Genomic DNA, 12217 nt, shown 5'->3' on the forward strand with positions numbered 1-12217 from the left:
GAAGGGCATGGCAAAGACTATCGACGACAAACTGGTGCTGGCGATTTCTTCGCGTGCGCTGTTCGACCTGAGCGAAAGCCACAAGGTCTATCTGTCGAGCGGCGTCGAAGCCTATCGGCAATATCAGATCGAACACGAAGACGAAATCCTCGAGCCCGGTGATGCATTTCCGTTGGTACAAAAACTCCTCAACTTGAACACCAGCCTTGGCCGCGCCCGGGTCGAGGTGATCCTGGTGTCGCGCAACAGTGCCGACACCGGCCTGCGGGTTTTCAATTCGATCCACCACTATGGCCTGGCGATTTCCCGCGCGGCGTTTGTCGGCGGGCGCAGTCCTTATCCTTACCTCAAGGCGTTTGGCTGCGATCTGTTTCTCTCGACGCATGCCGAGGACGTGCGCAGTGCACTGGATGCCGGGTTCGCCGCAGCGACCATTCTGTCGGGTGGCGCCAGCCGTGCGGCCAGTGATGAATTGCGCATTGCCTTCGATGGTGACGCGGTGCTGTTTTCCGACGAATCGGAGCGCGTCTATCAGTCCGGTGGTCTGGAAGCGTTTCAGGCCAGCGAGCGTGAAGCTGCCCGCGAGCCTTTGCGCGGTGGGCCGTTCAAAGGCTTCCTCGCCGCCCTCAATCTGTTGCAGCGCGAGTTTCCGGAAGACGCCTGTCCGATCCGCACCGCGCTGGTGACCGCGCGATCGGCGCCCGCCCATGAGCGGGTGATCCGTACCTTGCGCGAATGGGACATTCGTCTGGACGAGTCGCTGTTTCTCGGCGGCCTGACCAAGTCGGCGTTTCTTGAAGCCTTTGCCGCCGACGTGTTTTTCGACGATCAGGCCGGTCATTGCGAGTTGGCCCGCGAGGTCGTCGCCACCGGCCACGTGCCGCACGGCATAAGCAACGAGCAAAAGGTTTAAGCCCACCGTTCAACGCGTTACGCGAAACGTCGTACTCGCCAAGGCACTGCTAAGCTGAATCAATCTCCGCCATGTTGGCACTCAAGGAGGTCATATGATTCATTCGATGCTGTATGCCACTGACCTCGGCCTGTACGCACCTTTGGTGATGCAGCATGCCTTGGCGCTGGCGCGCACATTCAATGCCGATCTCTACGTGGTGCACGCCGTTGAACCGATGGGGCTGTTCGCCGAATCGGTGCTTCAGAGTTACCTCGATGAGCAAGCATTGAACGAGTTTCACAGTCAGGGCCTGAATACGGTGATTGCCAATATCGAGCAGCGGGTACTCGACAGCTTTCGTGAAGAACTGGGGGGCGAAGGGGAGCAGGACCTGGAACGAATTAAAGCGGTGCGGGTGCTTCAGGGCGACCCGTCGCAGGTGATTCTCGACCAGGCGCAGAAACTCTCCGTGGATTTGTTGATCGTAGGTAGTCATAGCCATGGTGCTGGCGCGGAAACACCTTTGGGCCGGACTGCGGCGCGGGTGCTGCAACTGTCTCGGGTACCGGTGTATCTGGTGCCGCTGGTGGAACGTCGTCGCCAAGGTGATCGCTAGAACACGAATAGTGGCAATCTGATAAAAAGTTCTAGATTTATTCTTCAAACCATTAATATAGTTATATACCGTCGCTGATGCCCGTGGCGTCTACCTGCTTTGAGGGATTCATATGAAGCTTCAACAATTGCGCTACATCTGGGAAGTGGCGCACCACGACCTCAACGTTTCCGCTACAGCCCAAAGCCTTTACACGTCGCAACCGGGCATCAGTAAGCAGATCCGTCTGCTGGAAGACGAATTGGGGGTTGAGGTTTTCGCTCGCAGCGGCAAGCACCTGACCCGCGTCACCCCGGCCGGCGAGCGAATTATCACCACCGCCGGCGAGATCCTGCGCAAGGTTGAAAGCATCAAGCAGATTGCCCAGGAATTCTCCAACGAGAAGAAAGGCACCCTGTCGATCGCCACGACGCACACCCAGGCGCGTTATGCGTTGCCACCGGTGATCAGCAATTTCATCAAGCAATACCCGGACGTTGCCCTGCACATGCACCAGGGTTCGCCGATGCAGATCGCCGAAATGGCCGCTGACGGCACCGTCGATTTCGCCATTGCCACCGAAGCGCTGGAGCTGTTCGGTGATCTGGTGATGATGCCGTGCTATCGCTGGAACCGCTGCGTGGTCGTGCCTCAGGGCCACCCGCTGACCAAGCTGTCGAAGCTGACCCTGGAAGCCCTGGCCGAATACCCAATCGTGACGTACGTGTTCGGTTTCACCGGCCGTTCGAAACTCGACGAAGCGTTCAGCCATCGCGGCCTGACACCGAAAGTGGTGTTCACCGCTGCCGACGCCGACGTGATCAAGACTTACGTTCGTCTGGGTCTGGGCGTGGGCATCGTGGCGAAAATGGCGGTCGATGCCAAACTCGATAGCGACCTGGTCATGCTTGATGCCAGCGACTTGTTCGAATCCAGCATTACTAAAATCGGTTTCCGTCGCGGCACGTTCCTGCGTGGCTTCATGTGCGACTTCATCGAGAAGTTCGCCCCGCACCTGACCCGCGAAGTCATGGCCAAGGCCATTCAGTGCCACAACAAGCAGGAACTGGAAGAGCTGTTCGACGGCGTCGAACTGCCGGTGCATTAATCTCCCTTTCTATACCACCTCGGTGACAGAAAACTGTTGCCGAGCACCCGCCACCAGAATCTCCACCTCGTCCCCTTCGAACTTGCCCAGCAGACTCTTGCCCAGCGGTGAGCGAGGGGTGATGACGGTAATCCATTGCCCCACCAGGTCGACCTTCAAGCCCGCCGCGTCGGGGGCCAGAAACAACCATTGCTCACGACCCTTTTCATCTTCCAGACCGAGCAGGGCGCCGACTTCGATGCCTCGCTGATCGTCATAAGGGCGCAGTGTCAGGTTCTGGCAAAGCGTCAGTGACTGCCTGATTTCCTCCACCCGTTTGGCCTGCCCGGCTGCCAGATAAGACGCCTCCAGACCGAGCGTGTCGTACTTGTTCTCGGCGATGTTTTCTTCGTGGGTCGCGGTTTCATAAGCGGTTTGTGCGGCACGCTCGGCGATGTCGAGGTCGATCCGCAGCTTGTCGAGAATCAGTTGGTGGACGGTCGGCTTGTGCATAGAGAGCTTCTTGATCAATCGCAGAATTGCTGGACGTTGGCGCGGCTTTTTTCGCTCGGTGCAGTCTGGTCCTGTTGCAACCAGAACTGGCATTTGGGGTTCGATAAATTGCGGTTGTTGCTGCGCGCCTGATCAAGTCTTTGCTGCTGCTCGTTCTTGCGCAGGTTCTCTTCGTACTGTTCGAACAACGGGCTCTGCGGCGGAATGTCCGGCACCGGTTGCACCATCGGTGGTTTGGCCAGTTGCTCGACCGCTGCTGCTACGGGCGCCAGCTGCTCACTGAACAACAGTCGGGAGGCAAGCCAGCACGTCAGCGCGATCGCGATAAACCCCAGCCACATACCCAAGGCAATGCTGCCGGTCAGTTGCAAGGCGTTGAGCTGGATCGGCAACGGGCGGCGCGGGTTGGGACGGTAGGGCATGGCTGCCTCCTGGCGGGTGGTCGCGGGCAAGTGGGGGATTGTCGCATGAAGATTAATCGCCGTCGGCTCTTCTGCACGGGGTAATTTATGAGGACAATCGGCGCCTTTGCCAACGGGAGCCTGGAATGCCTGAAATGCCTCAAGTAAAAAACTGCTGGCGCTGGGATATTTTCTGCACGGTAGTCGACAACTTTGGCGACATCGGCGTGACCTGGCGTCTGGCCCGACAACTGGTGGCCGAACATTCGGTGACGGTGCGTCTGTGGGTCGATGATCTGCGGGCCTTCGAGCGCTTGTGCCCGGACATTGACATCAACGCCTCACAGCAATGGCAGCAGGGCGTCGAAGTGCGTCAGTGGACGGCCGACTGGCAGCCGACTGAAGCCGCTGATGTAGTGATCGCCGCGTTCGCCTGCCAATTGCCGAGTGCTTACATGGAGGCCATGGCCGAGCGGGAAAAACCGCCGCTGTGGATGAATCTCGACTATCTGAGTGCCGAGGACTGGATCGTCGGCTGCCACGGCTTGCCGTCGGTGAAATACAAGAGCGTACAAAAATTCTTCTTCTTTCCGGGGTTTCAGAAGGGCACCGGTGGCTTGCTGCGTGAAAGCGGATTGCTTGAGCGTCGTCAGCAGTTTCAGCAAAACCCCGAGGCTCAGAAAGAATTCCTGCAAGGTTTAGGGATTGATCGCGCGCAAGGTGCGCAGTTGATCTCGCTGTTTGCCTACGAAAATAACGGGCTGGCCAGCTGGCTCGATGCGATGGCTGCCGACTCGACGCCCACTCATCTGCTTGTGCCCGAAGGTCGGATTCTTGGGGATGTCGAACGTTGGCTCGGTGTCGACGGTCTGGTGGCCGGCGCGGTGCATGTGCGCGGTGAATTGACCGTGCAAGTGCTGCCGTTCGTCCGACAGGATCAATACGATCACCTGCTCTGGTGCTGTGATTTCAATGCCGTGCGCGGTGAAGATTCCTTTGTCCGCGCCCAATGGGCGGGCCGGCCGCTGCTCTGGCACATCTATCGGCAGGACGAAGATATCCACCTGGACAAGCTCGACGCCTTCCTCGCTCTGTACACCAAAGGCCTGTCGGAGCCTGCCCGCGAGGCGATCAGCGGTCTTTGGCGGGCGTGGAATGCAGGTGACAATATGACCGGGCACTGGCAATCGACCCGAAAACACTGGCCAGAACTGCAAAAACACGCCGAAGCGTGGTGTCTGGAACAGGCTTTGCAGGCAGATCTTGCCGCGGCGCTGGTACAGTTTTATGTAAATTGGATATGATACGCGGCCTAGATTTTTGTAAATCCCATCCAAATTCGGATATTCGCAATGAAAACTGGTAAAGAACTGAAACCCGGTACCGTGATCCGTCTCGAAAACGATCCTTGGCTGGTTCAGAAAGCTGAATTCACCAAGTCTGGTCGTAACAGCGCGATCATGAAGACCAAGCTGAAAAACCTGCTGACCGGTTACAAGACCGAGATCGTTTACAGCGCCGACGACAAGCTGGACGACGTAATCCTCGACCGCAAAGAAGCGACCCTGTCCTTCATCAGCGGCGACACCTACACGTTCATGGACACCACCGACTACACCATGTACGAGCTCAACGCTGAAGACATCGAAGCCGTTCTGCCTTTCGTTGAAGAAGGCATGACCGATGTTTGCGAAGCGATCTTCTTCGAAGAGCGTCTGGTTTCCGTAGAACTGCCGACCACCATCGTGCGTCAGGTTGACTACACCGAAGGTTCCGCTCGCGGCGACACTTCCGGCAAGGTGATGAAGCCTGCCAAACTGAAGAACGGTACCGAGCTGTCGGTTGCTGACTTCATCGAAATCGGCGACATGATCGAGATCGATACCCGCGAAGGCGGTTCCTACAAAGGCCGTGCTAAATAAGCACTGCTTCAGGAATTAAAAAGCCCGACCATTGAGTCGGGCTTTTTTGTGGCCGAGATCAAGATCAAAAGATCGCAGCCTCGTTTCACTCGACAGCTCCTACAGGGGAATACAAAACCCATGTAGGAGCTGTCGAGTGAAACGAGGCTGCGATCTCTTGCTTTATTTCAGGTGTTGCTTGAGTTCTTCGGACGCCTGCAACATTGCCGAGCGCACCGCTGGCACCTGGCTCACCACGTTGAGTAACCCGTAGTCGTGGATCAAGCCGTTGTAGCGCACGGAGGTGACCGGCACCCCAGCCTCGTCGAGTTTGCGGGCGTAGGCTTCGCCCTCGTCGCGCAACACGTCGGCGCCGGCGGTCTGCACCAGGGCAGGTGGCAGGCCTTTGAGTTGTGCAGTGGTCGCCCGCAGCGGCGAGGCGTAGATCTCGTTACGCTGTTTGGCGTCGGTGGTGTAGTTGTCCCAGAACCACTTCATCATGTTTTTGGTGAGGAAGTGCCCCTCGGCAAACTGGTTGTAGGACGCCGTTTCGAAGCTGGCGTCAGTCACCGGCCACAGCAGCACCTGGAACTTGATCGCCGGCGTGCCCTTGTCTTTGGCCATCAGCGCAACCACTGCCGCCATGTTGCCGCCGACGCTGTTACCGGCCACGGCCAGACGTTTGCCATCAACGTTGATCTCTTTACCGTGCTCGGCCACCCATTTGGTTGCGGCGTAAGCCTGGTTGATCGCCACCGGGTAATGCGCTTCCGGCGAAGGCGTGTAATTGACGAACACCGCCACCGCCCCCGAACCGCTAACCAAGTCCCGAACCAGGCGTTCGTGGGTCGGGAAATCCCCCAGCACCCAGCCACCGCCGTGGAAGAACATGAACACTGGCAACTCACCTTTGACCCCGGCCGGCCGGACGATGGTCAGCTTGAGCGGTTGGTCGTCGACTTGAATGGTCTTCTCGCTGACATCGGCTTTTGGCAGCGTCAGTTTCACCCCGGCCTGCGCGCCGACCAGCACGGCACGGGCATCTTTAGGGGTGAGTTGTTCCATCGGTTTGCCGGTGCCGGCGTTCAGAACGTCGAGGAACGCCTGGGTATTGTGTTCAACACCATCACCTGCGAACGCGCTGTGGATGGACAGGGCGAGAAGGGTACCGGTCAAGACTTTGCTGAAGGTGTTCATGTTCGTTTCCTGTTCGGGCCTTGGAATTAGCGGTTAGACGTTAACGTGCAGGCGCACATCGACGTTGCCACGGGTTGCATTGGAGTACGGGCAGACCTGGTGTGCAGCATCGACCAGGCTTTGTGCATCGGCTTGTTCAAGACCTGGCAAGCTGATGTGCAGGTCGATGTCCAGGCCGAAACCGCCAGGGATCTGGCCGATGCCGACATGGGCGGTGATCGAAGCGTCGTCCGGGATTTTGCGTTTGGTCTGGCTGGCAACGAATTTCAGCGCGCCGATGAAGCAGGCGGAGTAACCGGCTGCGAACAGTTGCTCAGGGTTGGTCGCTGCACCGCCGGCACCACCGAGTTCTTTGGGTGTGGCGAGTTTGACGTCGAGGATGTTGTCGCTGGAAACCGCACGACCGTCACGGCCACCGGTGGAAGTTGCGATAGCGGTGTAGAGAGTTTGCATGGTGTGAGCCTCGTTCGGGTTTGGGTGTTTTGCGCTAAATATTTGCACGCTAAGTAAGTGCGAGCAAAATGTAGCGCTCTGATATTTAGTGCGCAAGATAAATTTTGAAAAAAGTTTTGGCTTGGGAGAGGGCGCTGATTAGATGTGTTGAGCTAGAGCTGTTGAGGCAGGATTTTCAGCGAGGATTTTTTTACGGAGGAAACGAGACAGGAAGGCACACCACAAAACAAATGTGGGAGCGAGCTTGCTCGCGATAGCGATCTGACATTCAACATTGATGTTGACTGATTCACCGCTATCGCGAGCAAACTCGCTCCCACAGGGGATTTGTGATGGTTTGGAGATCAGAGGCTGTCTTGCAGATTGCTGCGCAGCTCTTGAAGTTCGTTTTGCAGCTTCTGCAGATGCTCCAGCGTCTGCCCACTGGCGGCGAGGATGCACTGCGGAATGTCACGGGCCTTGTCCCGCAGCGCACGACCTTTTTCGGTCAGCTCGACAATCACCACCCGTTCGTCTTCGCGACTACGGGTGCGACTGAGCAGGCCTTCGACTTCCAGGCGTTTCAGCAGCGGTGTCATTGAGCCAGGATCGGTCAGAAGTTGCGTGCTGATTTCGCCCACGGTCAAGCCATCCTTTTGCCACAACACCATCATCGCCAGGTATTGCGGATAGGTCAGGCCCAGCGCTTGCAAAAGCGGCTTATAGACCTTGGTCATCAGCAGCGAAGTGGAATGCAGGGCGAAGCAGATCTGGTTGTCCAGCAGCAGCTCTTGGCAGTTATCCGGGGTGTTGCGCTCGGTGGTCATTTCGAAGCCTTGATCAGTGATCGTCATAAATCTAGCGGGCGAATCTTTAATGCACCAGACAATTCTAGCCTAGTGCCGGTCGAGGGTACTTTGCAGCGCCAGATCCCACGGCGGGATCGGGCTGAAGCGGGTTTTCAGGTATTCCAGCAACAAGCGACTGCGGGGATTGGGTTGTTGCTCAAGGCGCAAGGCATAAATGCCGGTCGTTTCCGGTGGTGGCAGGCCGTGTTCGCAGAACAGCGGAAGCAGTTCACCGCGTAACAGGTATTCGCTGGTCAACCAGGTGGGCAAGTGCGCAATACCCAACCCGGCCAACGCGCCGCAGACCAGCGCTTCGGCATTGTTGGCACTCATGCGGATGCGCGTCGGGCGGTGCAAGTGCATCTGCCCGTCCCGCTCGAAACGCCAGGCAAACGGCGGGGCCAGGCCATCCCAGTCGAGGCCGTCGTGTTCAATCAGTTGCGTCGGATCGGTCGGCACACCACGCCGTTGCAAATAGTCGGGGCTAGCGCAGGCAATGCGCACCATGCTCGCCAGCGGTGTGGCCACCAGCCGGGTATCGGCCATTTGCCCGGCGCGCAGCACCAGATCGACCTTGCCCAGATTCAAACCCTGCATGTCGACGAAACTGTCGATCAGGTGCAACTGCACATCTAGGCCGGGGTAGAGCATCAGAAAGTCGGCAATCACCGGCGCCAGATGCCGCCGTCCGAACGCTGCCGGTGCATCGATCCGAATCAAGCCTTCCGGTGCGCTGCTCAAGGATACCGCCTCAGCCCTGGCCAGCCGCAGTTCAGCCACGATCCGCCGCGCACGCTCGGCAAACGCCAAACCCGCCGGGGTAGCGCGCACGGCGTGGGTGCTGCGAATGAACAACTGGCTGCCGACGGCGTTTTCCAGACTGTCGATGCGCCTCGCCACCGCCGAAGGGGTCAGCGGGTGGCGGCGGGACGCGGCAGAAAAACTGCCGGTTTCCAGCACGTCGAGGAACAGACCCAGTTGTTCGGTCAATTGATTGGGGTTCATGGTGTTGTCAGCGCTTGTGCGAAGTTGGCACAGCCATTGTGCGTTGCTGTGCGTTTCCCCGCCAGCGCTGACTGCGTAGGATGAAGAGCCTGACGTGAAGGGAAAATCGCCTGTGATTGAGTTTTTGATGTACCTGGTGTTTGGCGTCGCCCTGGGAACCCTCGGTGGGTTGTTCGGCATTGGCGGTGGTTTGATTGCGATCCCGCTGCTGGGCGTGTTGTTCGGCCTCGATCAGCAGATTGCCCAGGGCACGGCGCTGGTCATGGTGGTGCCCAACGTGATGCTGGCGCTGTGGCGTTATCACCAGCGTAATCGCATTGAATTGCGCCACGCGTTGCCATTGGCTTCCATGGGCTTCTGTTTTGCCTGGATCGGTTCGATCTGGGCGGTGGGCATCGATGCGCAAACCATGCGCGTCGGATTTGTCGCGTTCCTGATTGCCCTGTCGGCCTACAACCTGGTGCGAATGTTCTGCGCCAACGCGCCAGCATCTGCGCAGATGAATTATTCATGGCCATGGCTGGGCGTACTTGGCGCCGCCTCCGGCACCATGGGCGGGTTGTTTGGCGTGGGCGGGGCGGTGGTGGCAACGCCGGTGCTGACCAGTCTGTTCGGCACCAGTCAGGTGGTTGCGCAGGGTTTGTCGCTGGCGCTGGCGTTGCCGAGTACGGGTGTCACGCTGGTGACTTACGCGGTGCACCATCAGGTGGACTGGATGATCGGCTTGCCCTTGGCGGTCGGCGGTCTGATGAGCATCAGCTGGGGCGTGAGAATCGCCCACGCACTGCCGGAGCGACTGCTGCGCGGGTTGTTCTGTGGTTTCCTGGTGCTCTGCGCGGTGATGCTCGCCCTTAAAGTTTGAAGCCTTCGACGATGTGTTCGGCCAGGCACTCGGTGATCGGCGACGGGTTGTGCAGATTGCGCACCAGCATGATGCTGGCCTCGGGCAGAATCGGCAGGTCTTCGGCTTCACCGAGAATGCGCATGTCGGGCGTGATCAGGCTTTCGAGTTGCGCGGTGACGGCCAGTCCGGCGCTGACCACCGCCATGATCGCCGACAGGCTGTCGCTGTTGTACGCCACGCGGTAATCGCGCCCCATGGCGTCCAGCGCATTGCAGGCCCACAAGCGGCAGAAACAATCACTGTTGAACATCGCCAGTGGCAGCGGTGTTTGCTCATGGGCGCTGAAACATTGCGCCTCGGCCCAGACAAAATGCTCCTTGCGCAATAATTGGCCGATCTCGTTTCCTGGCTCGCGCGTGACGATGGACAAGTCCAGGTCCTGGCGCATCAGCAATTGTTTTGATGATTCGCAGTGCACTTCGATCTGGATCAGCGGATACGTCTGGGCAAATCGCCGCAGAATCCCCGGCAAAAAACGCATCACGTAATCGTCCGGCGTGCCGATGCGCACCATGCCGACCATGTGCGGCTCGCGCAACGTGTTGAACACCTCGCTGTGCAGTTTCAGAATTCGCCGGGCATAACCCAGCAGCACCTGGCCCTCAGCCGTCAGCCGCACCTGCCGTCCGTCGCGCTGGAACAATTGACGCTGCAACACATCCTCTTCCAGCCGCTTCATCTGCATGCTCACGGCAGACTGAGTGCGATTGACCAACTCGCCAGCCCGGGTAAAACCGCCCTGGTCGGCGATGGCGACAAAGGTGCGCAGCACTTCGGTGTCGATACTTGGGAAGGCGGACATTGATCAATCTCCGAGATGTGTTACATCAGAAACATTCGTTGGATTGATCTTAGTCCCGGCGCGACACTTGAGCCATCCAAACGGAGGGCAACAAGATGAAAGGTCAAAAAGGTTATGTCGACGTAGAAAAACACTCGGTGCACCTGATCTCTGATTTGCTGCACAAATTCAATCGCTGGTACGAACTGCACCGTGAACGTGAAATGTTGGCGGGCATGAGTGATGAAGCGTTAAAGGACATCGGGCTCAGTCGTGCGGATGTCGAGCACGAAACCATCCGCCCATTCTGGGATGACCCGATGCACAAATGAGTCATACACAACTACACAAACCGTCTCCCGGTGAGGTAGGTTGCGAGCAGACAAGGAGATGCTCATGCGCGCAACACTGTCCTTTTCCATCAAACAGGCTCGGCGTCTGGCGCTGGCCGCCCAAGGATTCAACGGGCGCCAGCCGCCAGCGGCGATCAAACCGGTTCAGCTCAATCGCCTGATTGAACGGCTGGGCATTCTGCAGATCGATTCGGTCAATGCGTTGGTGCGTTCGCACTACCTTCCCTTGTTTTCCCGCCTCGGCAATTACTCATCCGACTTGCTCGACCAGGCTGCCTGGAGTTCGGGCCGGCGACGTACGCTCTTCGAATATTGGGGGCATGAAGCCTCGTTGCTGCCCTTATCGATGTACCCGTTGATGCGCTGGCGCATGCTGCGCGCGACTCGTGGTGAAGATATCTACCAGCAACTGGCACGCTTCGGTCGGGAGCAGCAGGACACGATTCGCCGGGTGCTGGCCTCGGTTCAGGAGTTGGGCGCGCTGGGGGCCGGAAGCCTGTCGACCCGTCAGGAAAGGGCAGGGCCCTGGTGGGACTGGAGCGCGGAAAAGCATGCGCTGGAATGGTTGTTCGCCGCCGGTGAAGTGACCGTGGCCGGGCGGCGCGGGTTCGAGCGGCTTTATGATCTGCCGGAGCGGGTGATTCCTTCGGCGATTCTTGCGCAGCCGCTGCTGAGTGAGGCCGAGGCCCAGCGCGGCCTGTTACTGCATGCCGTGACAGCGTTGGGCGTCGGAACAGAAAAAGACCTGCGAGATTACTTTCGCCTGAGTCCCGGTGATGCCCGTCCGCGCTTGGCGGAATTGGTAGAGGCGGGTGAATTGCTGAGCTGTGAAGTCCAGGGCTGGCGGCAACCGGCCTATTGTCTGCCGGAGCCGAAAGTGCCGCGCAAGGTCGAGGCCAGCGCCTTGCTTTCACCCTTCGACTCACTGATCTGGGAGCGCAGCCGCACCGAGCGCCTGTTCGATTTTCGCTACCGGCTGGAGATTTATACGCCGCAGGACAAGCGGGTCTACGGCTATTACGTGTTGCCGTTTTTACACAATGAACGTATTGCCGCGCGCGTGGACCTGCGCGCCGAGCGGGCGTCGGGCAGGCTGGCGGTGCACGCTGTGCATGAGGAAGAGCCGGGGCTGGATGACGAGGGGATGCTGGCGTTGGCGGTCAATCTGCGGCGAATGGCGGATTGGTTGGGGCTTGAGCGGGTTCAATTGAATTGCCCACGGGCGAGTGCGGCGCGGTTGAGGGTTGCATTGGCGCAGTTCAGTGGTGATTGAGCTGACGCCATCGTCGGAACGCCGCCCGGAGC

At 58.7% G+C, this 12217-nt stretch carries 15 protein-coding genes; 8 read left to right on the plus strand and 7 right to left on the minus strand.

Annotated elements, in window-relative coordinates; genetic code table 11:
- Nucleotides 1–7: 7 nt before the first annotated feature.
- From ACA079_RS09940 to cysB, 3 genes are all read left to right on the plus strand, one after another.
- Nucleotides 8–913 (plus strand): 5'-nucleotidase, encoded by a 906-nt coding sequence (locus ACA079_RS09940; protein ID WP_008148545.1) that lies wholly within the window; start codon nucleotides 8–10, stop codon nucleotides 911–913.
- A gap of 94 nt (nucleotides 914–1007) precedes the next feature.
- Nucleotides 1008–1511, plus strand: coding sequence for a universal stress protein (locus ACA079_RS09945; RefSeq protein WP_462042068.1), 504 nt, complete (start codon nucleotides 1008–1010; stop codon nucleotides 1509–1511).
- A 112-nt stretch (nucleotides 1512–1623) separates the two neighbouring features.
- The gene (gene cysB, locus ACA079_RS09950) at nucleotides 1624–2598 is read left to right on the plus strand and encodes an HTH-type transcriptional regulator CysB (RefSeq protein WP_008148549.1); all 975 of its coding nucleotides are present in this window, start codon (nucleotides 1624–1626) and stop codon (nucleotides 2596–2598) included.
- 9 nt (nucleotides 2599–2607) lie between these two features.
- Here the strand turns inward: cysB and ACA079_RS09955 are convergent, their stop codons facing one another.
- Together ACA079_RS09955 and ACA079_RS09960 are read right to left on the minus strand one after the other, a co-directional pair.
- Nucleotides 2608–3090 (minus strand): GreA/GreB family elongation factor, encoded by a 483-nt coding sequence (locus ACA079_RS09955; protein WP_056740335.1) that lies wholly within the window; start codon nucleotides 3088–3090, stop codon nucleotides 2608–2610.
- 14 nt (nucleotides 3091–3104) lie between these two features.
- Nucleotides 3105–3512, minus strand: coding sequence for a hypothetical protein (locus tag ACA079_RS09960; protein WP_497703336.1), 408 nt, complete (start codon nucleotides 3510–3512; stop codon nucleotides 3105–3107).
- Between the two features lie 125 nt (nucleotides 3513–3637).
- Between ACA079_RS09960 and earP the strand changes: the two genes are divergently transcribed.
- Both earP and ACA079_RS09970 read left to right on the plus strand, forming a co-directional pair.
- Nucleotides 3638–4795 (plus strand): elongation factor P maturation arginine rhamnosyltransferase EarP, encoded by a 1158-nt coding sequence (earP, locus tag ACA079_RS09965; RefSeq protein ID WP_497703337.1) that lies wholly within the window; start codon nucleotides 3638–3640, stop codon nucleotides 4793–4795.
- Nucleotides 4796–4843: 48 nt separating this feature from the next.
- Nucleotides 4844–5413 (plus strand): elongation factor P, encoded by a 570-nt coding sequence (locus ACA079_RS09970; protein WP_007943632.1) that lies wholly within the window; start codon nucleotides 4844–4846, stop codon nucleotides 5411–5413.
- A 162-nt stretch (nucleotides 5414–5575) separates the two neighbouring features.
- Here ACA079_RS09970 and ACA079_RS09975 read toward each other — a convergent pair whose 3' ends face one another.
- The 4 genes from ACA079_RS09975 to ACA079_RS09990 form a co-directional block, all read right to left on the minus strand.
- On the minus strand, nucleotides 5576–6589 hold the full coding sequence (locus ACA079_RS09975; protein WP_497703338.1) for an alpha/beta hydrolase: 1014 nt from the start codon (nucleotides 6587–6589) through the stop codon (nucleotides 5576–5578).
- Between the two features lie 33 nt (nucleotides 6590–6622).
- A complete protein-coding gene (locus ACA079_RS09980; protein ID WP_497703339.1) occupies nucleotides 6623–7042 on the minus strand; it encodes an organic hydroperoxide resistance protein in 420 nt (139 codons plus the stop codon).
- A 344-nt stretch (nucleotides 7043–7386) separates the two neighbouring features.
- Nucleotides 7387–7848: a MarR family winged helix-turn-helix transcriptional regulator gene (locus tag ACA079_RS09985; protein WP_497704302.1), complete on the minus strand. Its 462-nt coding sequence runs from the start codon at nucleotides 7846–7848 to the stop codon at nucleotides 7387–7389.
- Nucleotides 7849–7917: 69 nt separating this feature from the next.
- Nucleotides 7918–8874: a LysR family transcriptional regulator gene (locus ACA079_RS09990; RefSeq protein WP_497703340.1), complete on the minus strand. Its 957-nt coding sequence runs from the start codon at nucleotides 8872–8874 to the stop codon at nucleotides 7918–7920.
- Between the two features lie 112 nt (nucleotides 8875–8986).
- On the opposite strand from ACA079_RS09990, the gene ACA079_RS09995 reads away from it, so the two are divergent.
- Nucleotides 8987–9736, plus strand: coding sequence for a sulfite exporter TauE/SafE family protein (locus ACA079_RS09995; RefSeq protein WP_497703341.1), 750 nt, complete (start codon nucleotides 8987–8989; stop codon nucleotides 9734–9736).
- Here the strand turns inward: ACA079_RS09995 and ACA079_RS10000 are convergent.
- On the minus strand, nucleotides 9726–10580 hold the full coding sequence (locus ACA079_RS10000; RefSeq protein WP_497703342.1) for a LysR substrate-binding domain-containing protein: 855 nt from the start codon (nucleotides 10578–10580) through the stop codon (nucleotides 9726–9728). The genes ACA079_RS09995 and ACA079_RS10000 overlap by 11 nt on opposite strands.
- Before the next feature lie 95 nt (nucleotides 10581–10675).
- On the opposite strand from ACA079_RS10000, the gene ACA079_RS10005 reads away from it, so the two are divergent.
- Complete coding sequence (locus ACA079_RS10005; RefSeq protein WP_008146193.1) at nucleotides 10676–10891, plus strand: DUF1127 domain-containing protein; 216 nt, start codon at nucleotides 10676–10678, stop codon at nucleotides 10889–10891.
- A gap of 64 nt (nucleotides 10892–10955) precedes the next feature.
- The gene (locus ACA079_RS10010) at nucleotides 10956–12185 is read left to right on the plus strand and encodes a winged helix-turn-helix domain-containing protein (RefSeq protein WP_497703343.1); all 1230 of its coding nucleotides are present in this window, start codon (nucleotides 10956–10958) and stop codon (nucleotides 12183–12185) included.
- Nucleotides 12186–12217: the final 32 nt, after the last annotated feature.

It is taken from the genome of Pseudomonas sp. LBUM1645 (genome assembly GCF_059716185.1).

Coding starts and splice junctions, on each gene's coding strand:
- ACA079_RS09945 (WP_462042068.1), top strand. CDS start 1,008: ATGATTCATTCGATGCTGTATGCCACTGACCTCGGCCTGTACGCACCT.
- cysB (WP_008148549.1), top strand. CDS start 1,624: ATGAAGCTTCAACAATTGCGCTACATCTGGGAAGTGGCGCACCACGAC.
- ACA079_RS10005 (WP_008146193.1), top strand. CDS start 10,676: ATGAAAGGTCAAAAAGGTTATGTCGACGTAGAAAAACACTCGGTGCAC.
- ACA079_RS09955 (WP_056740335.1), bottom strand. CDS start 3,090: ATGCACAAGCCGACCGTCCACCAACTGATTCTCGACAAGCTGCGGATC.
- ACA079_RS10010 (WP_497703343.1), top strand. CDS start 10,956: ATGCGCGCAACACTGTCCTTTTCCATCAAACAGGCTCGGCGTCTGGCG.
- ACA079_RS09980 (WP_497703339.1), bottom strand. CDS start 7,042: ATGCAAACTCTCTACACCGCTATCGCAACTTCCACCGGTGGCCGTGAC.
- ACA079_RS10000 (WP_497703342.1), bottom strand. CDS start 10,580: ATGTCCGCCTTCCCAAGTATCGACACCGAAGTGCTGCGCACCTTTGTC.
- earP (WP_497703337.1), top strand. CDS start 3,638: ATGCCTGAAATGCCTCAAGTAAAAAACTGCTGGCGCTGGGATATTTTC.
- ACA079_RS09990 (WP_497703340.1), bottom strand. CDS start 8,874: ATGAACCCCAATCAATTGACCGAACAACTGGGTCTGTTCCTCGACGTG.
- ACA079_RS09960 (WP_497703336.1), bottom strand. CDS start 3,512: ATGCCCTACCGTCCCAACCCGCGCCGCCCGTTGCCGATCCAGCTCAAC.
- ACA079_RS09970 (WP_007943632.1), top strand. CDS start 4,844: ATGAAAACTGGTAAAGAACTGAAACCCGGTACCGTGATCCGTCTCGAA.
- ACA079_RS09940 (WP_008148545.1), top strand. CDS start 8: ATGGCAAAGACTATCGACGACAAACTGGTGCTGGCGATTTCTTCGCGT.
- ACA079_RS09975 (WP_497703338.1), bottom strand. CDS start 6,589: ATGAACACCTTCAGCAAAGTCTTGACCGGTACCCTTCTCGCCCTGTCC.
- ACA079_RS09985 (WP_497704302.1), bottom strand. CDS start 7,848: ATGACCACCGAGCGCAACACCCCGGATAACTGCCAAGAGCTGCTGCTG.